Source organism: Acinetobacter sp. UBA3025 (genome assembly GCF_002367915.1).
In the GTDB taxonomy this organism is placed as follows: Bacteria; Pseudomonadota; Gammaproteobacteria; order Pseudomonadales; family Moraxellaceae; genus Acinetobacter.
Map to the genome: position 1 here is coordinate 1 of NZ_DFDO01000010.1, position 12,341 is coordinate 12,341.

General features: G+C 43.5%; 10 protein-coding genes. 7 read left to right on the forward strand and 3 right to left on the reverse strand.

Annotation, left to right across the window (positions count from 1 at the left end; translation table 11 throughout):
• The 4 genes from B4J23_RS00395 to B4J23_RS00410 all read left to right on the forward strand — a co-directional run.
• Positions 1–774, forward strand: a 774-nt coding sequence (locus tag B4J23_RS00395; RefSeq protein ID WP_291358186.1) for an efflux RND transporter permease subunit, incomplete at its 5' end; no start/stop codon positions are given.
• A 171-nt stretch (positions 775–945) separates the two neighbouring features.
• Positions 946–4,071 carry an efflux RND transporter permease subunit gene (locus tag B4J23_RS00400; RefSeq protein ID WP_291358188.1) on the forward strand — a complete coding sequence of 1,042 codons (3,126 nt, stop codon included), beginning with the start codon at positions 946–948 and terminating at the stop codon, positions 4,069–4,071.
• A 41-nt stretch (positions 4,072–4,112) separates the two neighbouring features.
• Positions 4,113–5,447 (forward strand): magnesium transporter, encoded by a 1,335-nt coding sequence (mgtE, locus tag B4J23_RS00405; protein ID WP_291358205.1) that lies wholly within the window; start codon positions 4,113–4,115, stop codon positions 5,445–5,447.
• A 75-nt stretch (positions 5,448–5,522) separates the two neighbouring features.
• A complete protein-coding gene (locus B4J23_RS00410) occupies positions 5,523–6,104 on the forward strand; it encodes a DUF4112 domain-containing protein (RefSeq protein ID WP_291358190.1) in 582 nt (193 codons plus the stop codon).
• Between the two features lie 74 nt (positions 6,105–6,178).
• Here the strand turns inward: B4J23_RS00410 and htpX are convergent, their stop codons facing one another.
• Positions 6,179–7,084 carry a protease HtpX gene (gene htpX / locus B4J23_RS00415; RefSeq protein ID WP_005236795.1) on the reverse strand — a complete coding sequence of 302 codons (906 nt, stop codon included), beginning with the start codon at positions 7,082–7,084 and terminating at the stop codon, positions 6,179–6,181.
• A 178-nt stretch (positions 7,085–7,262) separates the two neighbouring features.
• Positions 7,263–8,135, reverse strand: a complete 873-nt coding sequence (locus B4J23_RS00420) for a lytic transglycosylase domain-containing protein (protein WP_216070704.1) — start codon at positions 8,133–8,135, stop codon at positions 7,263–7,265.
• A 501-nt stretch (positions 8,136–8,636) separates the two neighbouring features.
• Here B4J23_RS00420 and ttcA point away from each other — a divergent pair.
• Positions 8,637–9,563 (forward strand): tRNA 2-thiocytidine(32) synthetase TtcA, encoded by a 927-nt coding sequence (gene ttcA / locus B4J23_RS00425; RefSeq protein ID WP_005236792.1) that lies wholly within the window; start codon positions 8,637–8,639, stop codon positions 9,561–9,563.
• 218 nt (positions 9,564–9,781) lie between these two features.
• Positions 9,782–10,168 (forward strand): SCP2 sterol-binding domain-containing protein, encoded by a 387-nt coding sequence (locus B4J23_RS00430; protein WP_004784757.1) that lies wholly within the window; start codon positions 9,782–9,784, stop codon positions 10,166–10,168.
• Positions 10,169–10,261: 93 nt separating this feature from the next.
• On the opposite strand, the gene B4J23_RS00435 is transcribed toward B4J23_RS00430, so the two are convergent.
• Positions 10,262–11,377, reverse strand: a complete 1,116-nt coding sequence (locus tag B4J23_RS00435) for a transglycosylase SLT domain-containing protein (RefSeq protein ID WP_291358202.1) — start codon at positions 11,375–11,377, stop codon at positions 10,262–10,264.
• Positions 11,378–11,741: 364 nt separating this feature from the next.
• Between B4J23_RS00435 and greB the strand changes: the two genes are divergently transcribed.
• Positions 11,742–12,236, forward strand: a complete 495-nt coding sequence (gene greB / locus B4J23_RS00440; protein WP_159123487.1) for a transcription elongation factor GreB — start codon at positions 11,742–11,744, stop codon at positions 12,234–12,236.
• The last annotated feature ends 105 nt before the right edge of the window (positions 12,237–12,341 follow it).

Below are 12,341 nucleotides of genomic sequence, written 5' to 3' on the forward strand. Positions count from 1 at the left end.
TCCAAACCTGAAGATCTGGCGCAATGGCATGTACGTAATGACCTGAACGAGATGGTGCCTTTCAGTAATTTCGCTCAGGTGGACTGGAGTGGTGGTCCTGAGGTAGTCAACCGTTTTATGGGCTATACCTCGCTGCAAATGCAAGCGGATATGGTCAAAGGTTCCAGTTCTGGTGAAGCGATGCAAGATGTTGAAAATCTGGTGGCAAAACAGGATGGCATTGACGTGGTCTGGAGCGGTTTATCCTTTGAGGAAAAACAATCCAGTAATCAGGCAATCTGGTTATATCTGGTGTCGATTGGTTTCATTTTCCTGTGCCTGGCCGCTTTATATGAAAGCTGGACGATTCCGACTGCGGTCATGTCCGCTATTCCTCTAGGGATTGGTGGGAATATCATTTTTAGTTTTCTGGCAGATTTTCCGAATGATATTTACTTCCAGATTGCTTTGCTGACCACGATTGGTCTGTCCTGTAAGAATGCAATTTTAATCGTAGAGTTTGCGGCATTGGCTCAGGAAAAAGGTAAATCGGTAGTTGAAGCTGCACTTGAAGGTGCGTCACTACGCTTGCGCCCAATCCTGATGACATCTCTGGCCTTTGGTGCTGGCATTCTGCCACTGGTCTTTGCTTTTGGTGCAGGTGCAGCCAGTCGTCGTGAGATTGGAATCAGTGTTTTTGGTGGAGTGATCTTCGGAACGATACTGGTGCTAATTTTTATTCCATTTATGTACGTTTTAATTCGCCAAATGACGATGAAGAAATCACATACATAATATCAATTGAGAATATAGCATTCTAAAATCCCCGTTATAACGGGGATTTTTTATCGGAAATAAAAAGGTAAAGATTGGCTTAAATTTAAGCATGGTGTGAAAATTGCTATAGAAATCATCTATTCATGGCGTGTGCATCCTAAAGATGCATTTGATGGGGATTTCTGATTTATGTTGTCGCGCTTTTTTATTTATCGTCCCAAGTTTGCAGCGGTCATTGCAATTTTAATGATGGCCCTTGGGGTATTTGCACTTCAAAAAATTCCCATTGAACATATGCCAAATATGGATACGCCAGCTTTAGGCGTTTCCGCAGGTTATCGTGGTGCATCGGCTGAAACAGTTGAGCAATCGGTGACCCAGATTCTGGAACAGGCGGTAAAAGGCATTGAAGGTCTGGAAACTTTTTACTCCAGCAGTTCGGTGGGACGGGCCCAACTTACGCTGCAATTTGAGCCAGGAGTCGATCTTGATCAAGCCCAGTTACAGGTTCAAAACGCCGTGAATGGTGTATTGAGCCGCTTACCTGAAGAGACGCAGCAGGGCGGAGTCAATGTTTATAAATCAGGGTATGACCAGTTTGCACTATTAAGTTTATATGATGAGAGTGGGCAGAGTAGCGTTACCGAACTTTCAGATTATTTGATGGTCCACGTCGAACCGCGTTTGTCACGTATTGAAGGTGTAGGGGAAATTGACCTGTACGGTGCAGGTTATGCCATGCGGATTTGGCTAAATCCGCATAAGTTGCACCAGTTTAACCTGATGCCAAGCGATATCCGTAATGCCATTGAAACTCAAAACGCGCCACTGGCTTCAGGCGCAATTGGTGGTTTGCCGACGATGCAGGATCAATATCTCAATGCCAAGGTCAGTGCCGGTTCACATTTAAGCAGTGTGAAAGAATTTGAAAATATCATCGTTAAAACCACAGATTCCGGTTCATTGCTGTATTTAAAAGATGTGGCACGGGTAGAACTAGGTGCAGAAAGTTATAACCACATTAACTATACCAACGGACAGCTCTCTTCAGCTTTATCGATTACTTTGGCGCCGCGGAGTAATGCTATTGCCGTGTCCAAACAGATTCAAGACGTATTAAAAAACGCTCAGGCCAATTTGCCACCGCACTACCAGTTGCAAATGACCATGGACAAAACTCCATTTATTACCAGCTCAATTGAACAGGTAGCTAAAACTCTGGTTGAAGCCATTATTCTGGTCATTGTGGTGATGTTTATCTTCCTGCAAAACTGGCGTGCCACGATTATTCCGGCCGTTACGATTCCGATTGTGGTTTTAGCGACCTTTGCAGTGCTGTATGTCTTGGATATGACTCTGAATAGTTTTACCTTATTTGCCCTGATTTTAGCCATCGGTCTGCTAGTCGATGATGCCATTGTAGTGGTGGAAAATATTGAACGCCTGATGCAGGAAGAATATCTGGATGCCAAAGCGGCTGCCTTAAAATCCATGCAGGAAATGAGCGGAGCACTGGTCGGTATTACGCTAGTACTTACCGCAGTATTTATCCCGATGGCTTTCTTTGGCAGCATCACTGGGGTGATTTATCGTCAATTTTCCATCACTTTGGTGGTAGCGATGTTCCTGTCTTTATTCGTGGCCTTAATCATTACTCCAACATTTGCGGCACAACTCCTCAAACGCAAACATCATCAGGCTCGCTGGGCGCAGTGCTTTAACCATGGCATGGATCAGCTCAATGCCGGTTACCAAAAAGTTTCAGCTCGGAGTATGCGATTGAAATTCATGATGTTGGCACTGTTTGGTGTGTGCATAATGGGCTTCGGCTGGGTATATAAGCATTTGCCGGAAGGCTTGATGCCCACCGAAGACATGGGCTTTGTTATGGGGCAGATTGTCATGCCTGGCAATGCACCGCGTACAGAAGTCGAAAAAGTCGGGCGTGAAGTACAAGACTATTTAATGAAACACGAATCGGAACGCATTCAGAGTTTAGGTGTCTGGTATAGCGGCAACAATGTCGGTGTAGGTCCGTATCGTGGGCAGCTCTTTGTGGTATTAAAAGACTGGGCTGAGCGCAAAAATCCTGAAGATTCGGTCTTTGCCATTGTCGATCGAGCACAGAAACACTTTGCCAATCATGCCAATGCCCAAATTTTCTTTATGGCACCTTCCATGTCGAGTAATGGTCGTGTGGTCGATTTCTGGTTGCAAGACCTGAATTATAAAGGAGCTGAATTTTTACAGGAGGCATTTGGCCAGATTGAAGCGCGTGCCCAAGGCAAATCATCGATTGAATTTTTACAGCTGGATCAACCTAAAGAAAGCGCTGAGCTGAATATCAAACTTGATGCAGAACGTGTGTTAAAGCATTCCATTCCTCAGCAAAATGTAAACAGTACTTTGGCTGCAGCATGGGGTGGAACTTACATCAATGACTTTATTGATCGCGGACAGATTAAGCGTGTGATTATGCAGGGTGAAGCAGAATACCGTTCCAAACCTGAAGATCTGGCCTTCTGGCATGTACGCAATCAAAAAGGTGAAATGCTGTCGTTTAACCAGTTTAGCAGTCTGAATTGGCAGGGCGGGCCGAACAGTATTAATCGTTATATGGGCTATAACGCTGTTCCAGTCTATGCCGGGATTCCAAAGGACAAGTTTTCCAGTCAGACCATGCAGGATGTTGAAGCATTGGTAGATGCCCAGGAAGGTGTGAATCTGGCTTGGAGCGGAGCCGCATTGGAAGAAAAGCGCAGCAGCAGTCAGGCGATTTTCCTGTATGTGATTTCGATTGCCTTTATTTTCCTGTGTTTAACCGCTTTATATGAAAGTTGGACCATTCCTGTGGCCGTGATCAGTGCCATTCCATTGGGCGTAGGTGGCAGTATCTTATTTTGCTGGATCTTTGGTTTCGCCAATGACATCTTTTTTCATATTGCCTTGCTGACGACGATTGGTCTGTCCTGTAAAAATGCCATTCTGATTGTGGAGTTTGCTGCACAGGCAGAGAAAGCAGGAAAAACCGCAATAGTTGCAGCTTTAGAAGGAGCAAGTTTGCGCTTACGGCCGATTCTCATGACCTCTATTGCTTTTGCTGCGGGAGTGATTCCTTTGATTTTTGCTTCTGGGGTCAGTGCGATCAGCCGTCAGGAAATTGGTGCCAGCGTTTTGGGCGGGGTCATTTTTGCAACTATTTTGGTATTATTCTTTATCCCGTTTATGTATGTGTTAATCCGAAACCTGTTTCGTGTCAAAGCAACAAATAAAGTTATACAAATCAATCAGGAAAATGAGGAATACTCACTCTAGGACGGGTATGTTTCATACCTGCATGGAATGATGGTATGGGAATGCAGCACCAAGAAAAAATACAGCAACTACATGAGACTCTGCTGACAGGGGAAAATAATATTCATCAGCTTCTACAAAAGCTGAATATTGCCGATCAGGCCAGAATTCTGTCTGAGCTTGGACCAGCAGAACGCTGTCACCATTTCAAGCAGTTGGAACGTCAGGCAGAAGTGCTGGAGTACTTGCCACTGGCCATACAAATCCAGCTGGCCTATCAATTTCCTCTGGAACAACTGGCCAGTCTGATGGATGCCATGCATTCCGATGACTTCATTGATTTATACAAGCAGATGCCCTGTGAAGTGCAGCAGCAGTTACTTGGAAAATTATCCACCCAGTCGCTACAAACCCTACGAGAGCTGCATGCTTATCCGGAAGAAACTGCCGGTGCATTAATGAGTTCAGACTTCGTCACGCTTGCTCCCGAGCTGAGCATGACTGAGGCGATTGAAACGCTACGTGATATTGCGGGGAATCATGACACTTTATATCTGATCTATATCGTGGATGAGAAACAGCATCTGCTCGGCGTAATTTCCTTAAGGCAAATTATTCAAGCACGGCCGGATGCCACCATTAATGAGGTCATGACCACAGATGTAGTCTATGCCACTGTGGATGAGGATCAGGAGCAGGTCGCCCGTACCTTGGCCTATTATGATTTTATTGCCTTGCCTGTGGTCGACGCGACTCAAAAGCTGGTCGGGATTATTACCTATGATGATGCCATGGATATTGCAGAGGCAGAAAGTACTGAAGATATTTTAAAATCCGGTGCAGTGACGCCTTTGAATGAACTGAGTCTGAAAACCGCACCGATTCTCAGATTGTATCAAAAACGGGTATTCTGGCTGGTCATTCTGGTGTTTGGCAGTCTGCTCTCCGGAATCGGGATTGCTCATTTTGAAGATATTATTTCCACCCATATTGTGCTGGTATTTTTCTTGCCATTATTGGTGGGAAGTGGCGGGAATGCTGGTTCGCAATCTGCCACCTTGATGGTGCGTGCCTTGGCAACAGGTGATGTGCAGTTTAAGGACTGGTTTAGCCTGCTGGGTCGTGAATCCCTGGTTGCTTTATGTCTGGGTGGAACGATGGCCATTGCAGTATCAATTCTGGGTTATATTCGAGGCGACTGGATGGTCGCTGTTGTACTCGCTTTAAGTATGTTAGGTATTGTGCTGATGGGCTGTCTGATTGGCATGAGTTTACCCTTTATTCTCAATAAATTGAAAATGGACCCAGCCAGTGCATCAGCACCGCTGGTGACGTCAATTTGTGATGCCACCGGGGTGATTATTTACTTATTTATTGCCTCTCAATTATTGTTTTAAATACCTAGCAATTACAGCTTAAATAGAAAAAATACTTTATGCTCAATTACATCAGTCTCATTTCTGGAAGAACCCATGCCTGATCCCGGACAAAAAAATAAACTGAGCCAACAGGATGTCATTCGGCTGGAGCGGGATCTGGCCAAGTTTGCCAATATGATGGATTCGGTGATACGGATTCCATTTACCAAGCAGGGCGTCGGGGCAGATGCTGCTTTGAGTACCATTCCGGTAGCGGGAGATATCGCAGGTTTTGTGCTGACTAGTTATGCGATTTATAAAGCCCGTCAGATCGGGGTGCCGAATGAAAAATTAAAGCCAGTCCTGAAAATGGCCGTCATGGATGCTGTGGTCGGCTTTATTCCTGTAGCAGGAACAATATTTGATATTTTTATTCGTCCTAGCCGTAAGGCACTGGATATTGTGCATCAGCATATCCGGGACGAATACCAGATCCGTACCGATCATCATGTGGTACATCCATTTCTGCATGAAAGTTTGGAACGCAGACAACAGCAATCTGCTTTCTGGCGTAATCCTGTGGTGGCCTGGATCTGGATTCATCTACCAGATATCTTAGGAACTTTCTTTTTGATTCTGTTAATTATGGCCATTGGCTGGGGCACAATGCAGCTCTTTCAATGGTTTAAAGCCTGAAGGTTTATAAACCTAAACTTAATAAAAAAGCCTGCAAATGCAGGCTTTTTTCTATCAAGCAATCAATGCGTTGCTTAAGGGCAATCGAGTTGTTGCAAAGCAGCAACACGTTGTTCAATCGTTGGGTGAGTCTGGAACAGTGCCGCCAGACTAAAACCTTGTTCCTGACCAGCAGAAATTGCAAAGGCTTTCATTTCTTTCGGCATAGTATCCGGCATTTCTGATTCCGCCTGTAAACGTAATAACGCTGAAATCATCGCCTGTTTGCCTGCCAAACGTGCACCTGCTTCATCAGCACGATACTCACGGTAGCGTGAGAACCACAGCACGATCGCTGAAGCCATAATACCAAATACGATATCCAGCACAATGGTAATCACAAAATAGCCAATACCCGGTGCCTCACCTTCTTCACGACCGAAGATCGTACGGTCTACAAAGTCGCCAACTACACGGGCAAAGAACATGACAAATGTGTTGACTACACCTTGGATCAAGGCCAGTGTCACCATATCGCCATTGGCAACGTGACCAATCTCGTGTGCCAGTACCGCACGAAGTTCGTCTTTATTCATGCGTTCAAGCAGACCCGTGGACACAGACACGAGCGCATCGTTCTTGTTCCAGCCTGTTGCAAAGGCATTTGACTGATAAGATGGGAAAATACCCACTTCCGGCATTTTAATGCCAGCGCGCTGAGAAAGTTGCGCAACTTCTTGTAATAACCATGCTTCTGCCTGGTTACGAGGGGCATTTGGGTCAATCAGTTCAGTACCGGTTGTTTTTTTCGCCATCCATTTAGACATGAACAGGGAAATCAGTGATCCCACCATACCGAACACAAAACAGATCACCAACAGGTTGCCTAGATTCAAGCCACCCGCGCCATGGTAACTACCGACACCGAAGAGTGACAGGATAATGCCAGCTACAACCAGTACCGCGAGGTTGGTTAGCAAGAACAAACCAATCCGCATCATTGAGAAATCCTCTTATTATAAAAAAATAATCTGATTAGCAAATGAAAATCATTGAAATCAATATGGGGTGAAATGACTAAAAATTCAAGAAAAAAAATGGCCCTGGATCACAAAACACAGCTTTATTTTTTGCTGCATTTTCGCTAAGGCTATTTAGAATCAAATGATTTTGATTTATTTATTCACTTAAATAAATTTTAGCTGCTGCTGTTGCATTCGCCGTTGCATAAGAACCCATCGGTGCATCGGTATAACTGCCATCAGAATTCATAATAATCTGACGCTGATACTTGGCTGCCTGAATGTGTGAAGTACTGCTGCTATCATTGGAGTAGTTCGCTGAACTGGCAATGATGCGGCCTTCACTGGATGATGTGCTAGACGTGGTTGTACTTGCACTCACGCCATGAGTATACAGATTTTGATAACGGCTGGTCACACGGCGTACATAATCCTGAGTCTCCCGGAAAGGCGGGATTCCACCATATTTGCTGACATTGCCTTCACCGGCATTGTAGCCCGCCAGTGCCAGGCTGGTATTGCCATTAAAACGCTTTAATAACCAGGCCAGATATTTAGCACCCGCCATAATATTCTGATGAGGATCATAAGCATTACTGACATTAAAGCGACGTGCAGTGGCTGGCATCAGCTGCATCAAACCTTGTGCACCCACAGGGGAGCGGGCATGGGTATTAAAGCCGGATTCAGTATGCATGACTGCTTTAATTAAACCTTCAGACACACCATAAGTCTGGGCGGCCTGACGAATGATCGAATCAAAAGCGTTCTTATTCTTGCTATAGCTAGGCAAAACTGACGACTCGCTGCTGCCCCAGTTACTATAGCTATGAATATTGCTATCCGGATAATAAGTCTTCTTTTCGACCTGAAGATGATTATAACGGCTCTTCTTATTGGTCAATAAGGTACTGCCGTTTTTATCACGCAACTGATAGATGGTTTCACCGGCATACACCAAATGACTGCAGCCCAGCATAAGCAAGCTACCGATCAGTTGACACCCCAAGAAATACGTCTTTATTTTCATTGTTTATATTTGATAAATAATAAGCTAGAAAAATTCATGGATGAGTTTAACAAAAAATTACGTAATGCACAGCCTTATACGCTGCATTTATAAACGAGTATGTAAACGGGAACGCCTGTCAATATTTTGAACACTAAAATATTTTTTTTATTTAATTTAAAACCTTAGGGTTGACAGCTTTAAGTTATTGATTTTAATAATAAAATAAATTGATCAAAAAATGATCAATTTAAAGAAAAGCCTTAAATTTTGAGGTGAACAAGTTGTCAAGTCCATTTCAATCCACAAAGTTATCCACAGCTTTTGTGGACAACTGTGGAAAAGTCCAAAAGATAAGCATCTCGCTTAAAAATTGAACTAAATCGTTCAATATATCAATCTAAATAAAACATGAAAATGAAACTAATATGGCATTTGTATGAAAATAAATTCTTTTGATGCGATACGGAACCGAATCAGCTAAAATTGCGCGGTATTTCTATTTATGGGTTATTCTCGTCTATGTACTCGCCAGTTGAATCCGAGCAAGGATTTAATTTCAAACCTGAACTGCCAACAAGCTCTGCCTACTACCGTTTGTTGAAGAAGCTTCGCCGCCAGGTCGGACATGCCATTCGCGACTTCAAGATGATTGAAGACGGCGACAAGGTCATGGTGTGTATTTCTGGTGGTAAAGACAGTTATACCTTGCTTGATATCCTCCTTCAGTTTAAACGCATTGCACCAATCAACTTTGATGTGGTGGCGGTTAACCTGGACCAGAAACAGCCCGGTTTCCCGGAAGATGTATTACCGCGTTATTTAGAAGAAAATAACATTCCGTATTACATCTTGGAAAAAGATACCTACAGCATTACCAAAAAACTGACACCGGAAGGTAAGACTTACTGTGCAGTATGTTCACGTCTGCGCCGTGGTTCTTTGTACGGTTTTGCTCAGGAAATTGGGGCGACTAAAGTGGCGCTGGGTCATCACCGTGATGATATTTTGGCAACATTCTTCCTGAACCTGTTCCATGGGGGCAGCCTGAAAGCCATGCCGCCAAAACTGCTGTCTTCTGACAAAAAGAATATCCTGATTCGTCCATTGGCCTATGTGGAAGAAAAAGACATCATCAAATATGCACAGATGCGTCAATTTCCAATTATTCCATGTAATTTATGTGGCTCTCAGGAAAATCTTCAACGTGCCATTATCAATGACATGTTACGTGAATGGGACAATGCACATCCAAAACGTCTGCACAGCATCTTTGGTGCCTTGCAAAATGTTTCACCATCTCAGTTAGTTGACCGCGAATTATTTGATTTTGAAATTCTGGATAGCCAGCGCGAATTCGATTTCAAAGGCAGCTGTTCAACTGAAGAGGCGGTAGAAGGTGAGAACCGCCGCATCAATATGGTCAATTTGGGCTTTGCAGCGGACTAATCGACCTATATAAAGTTAAGCCGATACAGGCATGGGCTACGGCCTATGCCTGAATCAAAAATAACACAAGATAAGAACTACAAAAATTGAACGGTGCGTACAAAATTCGTTAGCCTTTGCCATAATGATCATGTTATAACAAGTCACAAGCATAATAGCTTCAACCTGATGTCGTCTGGATAGTCGACACAAATGAATAAATAAATTGAGGAAAGATCATGCCTGCTTTTTTAACTGATGATTGGTTTTCGACTGTAGACACGCTCACTGCACAAGCTGGTGATTTGGATTTGCCACCTGCTTTGGCGAATCTGGCAATTAATTTGGTCGTTGCAGACACTACAGGTAATACAGAATTATCTTTGGAAGGTGGCGCGATTAAAAAAGGTTTGTCTCCAAATGCAAAAACAACATTGAACATGGATGGCGAAACCTTACGTAAAGTTTTCCTTGAGTTTGATATGGCGGCTGCAATGCAAGCCTTCATGACAGGTAAAATCAAAGTGCAAGGCGATATGTCTCAATTGATGGCATTACAAACAGCGAAGCCAAGCCAAGCTCAAAAAGACCTCTTCAAGAAAGTTCTTGAAAATACCACAGCTTAATAGTTTTGATCTAAAAAGCTGTAGTAACAAAAAAGCTTACCCTGAGGTAAGCTTTTTTTTATAGCTGAATATCTGGATTTGAAATGATCAGGCTTAAATATTCACCAGCTGTGGAGTGGTCTTGATGTGTTCCAGATAGGCACGAATACGGGTCACGTATTGCAGGGCCTGACGGTAACGACCATTACTGGCTTTATTCTGTTCCAGATAAGCATACAGGTTTACCCAGTTATTCGGATTCTTGCCTTGGGCCTGAATACGTTTTTGCAGCTGATTCACAGCACCTGGGCCCATGTTATAGGCAACTAAAGCAAACCAGTTACGATCCGGATAAGGGATATGTTCATAACGGCTCAGCATCTGGTCATAGTATTTGGCACCCCCATCAATACTTTCGCCTGGATCTGTCCGGTTACTAACCCCCATCGCTTTTGCGGTAGAGCTTGTGAGCATCATCAGACCGCGGACACCGGTGGGAGATACGGAGTTTGGCTTTAGATAGGATTCCTGGTAACCGATCGCGGCGAGCAGGTGCCAGTCCAGATCGTACTGCTGAGCAGATTTCTGGAAGCTCGCCTTGTATGTGGGGAGTCGCTGGTTCAGGTCCTGTTGAATTTCATCCCAAGAATGTTCTTCTACCACATTCTGATTGTAGAAGGATGCAAGCTGCTTGATCGCACCGCTTTGTTTGCCTTGACAAACAAAAGCACTGGCGGTTTGACTCAAGGGATCACTGGCTGATTTAAATACCAGATTCAGATTGGAATTCAGTCCATTACTGGCCAGTGCAGACTTATCACCACAAGTGGCAGAAAAAGCTGTTAAACGCTGTTGTTCAATCGTACCCAGATCAGTGGTGGTCATGGCCAGATTGGCTTTGCCTTGGGCTACCCATTTCAGGGCCGTGGCATTATCCGGAACAGTTTTAAAATCCAGCTTAACATTCAGGCTGTTGGCATAGTTACGAACCAGGTCATAACCAAAGCCATGCTGATGTTGTCCATCCTGAAACACAGTCGTTGGACTTTGAACTGTGACGACGGTGAGTTTGTTGCTATTGACCACATGATCATATTGAAATGTGGTTTTAGTGGCATTGATACTATGAAAGGGGATAAGTGCCGTACTCAGTACCAGTGCTTTTACAGGGAGAGAAGAGATAAAAGAGCTAAGGCAAAGCCTCGACCCAGTGGTTGAACTACTGTGCATGTTGTCTCCGCTACAAGTAATTTATGCCCTAAAAATCACAGCCAATACTAGCCAGAAACTTTTAAAAGTTTGATAAATTCAATAAGGGTTGGGCAGTCATGACGTCATTCAAAAATGACTAAATTGATCGGGAAATATGTAGAAAAACTACATAGATTAAAAAATAAGCGATTCCAAAAGTAGGGTGCATATTAAAGATCAAAAAATGAATTGTCAAATTTTGTACATAATTTATTTTTTAAATGTAATTTAAGTTATTAAATTTATTGAAGAAAAAAATTGCATATTCTGGCTTGTCCTAAAACTCCAAATAAAATAAGCTCTTAATGTCTAAAAACTGGTTCAAAATTGGCAATTAAAACACATGAAATCTAACCTGATTACCCGTGGTGGACACGACAAATTGGTGGCAGAACTTAAAAATCTCTGGCATGAGGAACGTCCTGAAATTACCAAAAAAGTGAACTGGGCAGCCAGTCTCGGCGACCGTTCGGAAAACGCAGATTACCAGTATAACAAACAGCTTTTACGTAAAATTGATCGTCGGGTTCGTTATCTGGGCAAGCGTCTGGAAGAGCTGCGAATTGTTGATTTTTCTCCTGAACAGGAAGGCAAAGTTTATTTTGGTGCCTGGGTCGAAATTGAAAATGAACAGGGTGAGCAGAAGAGCCTTCGGATTGTGGGTGTCGATGAAATTTATGATCATCATCCGCAGCATATTTCGATTGATTCACCCATGGCGCGTGCCCTGTTAGGCAAGTCAGTGGATGATGAAGCTGAAGTGATGACACCATCTGGCAAGAAACTCTGGTTTATCAATTCAATTCGCTATGAAAAGCCAGAAAATTCAGAAGATTAATGAAATTGATTTTATTTTGTGCAGTTGATGCAGAGAAATTGGAAAAATATTTGCCAAGCGCAATTTTTATTTATATGATGGCGGCCATGGAAGCGTGGCAGAGCG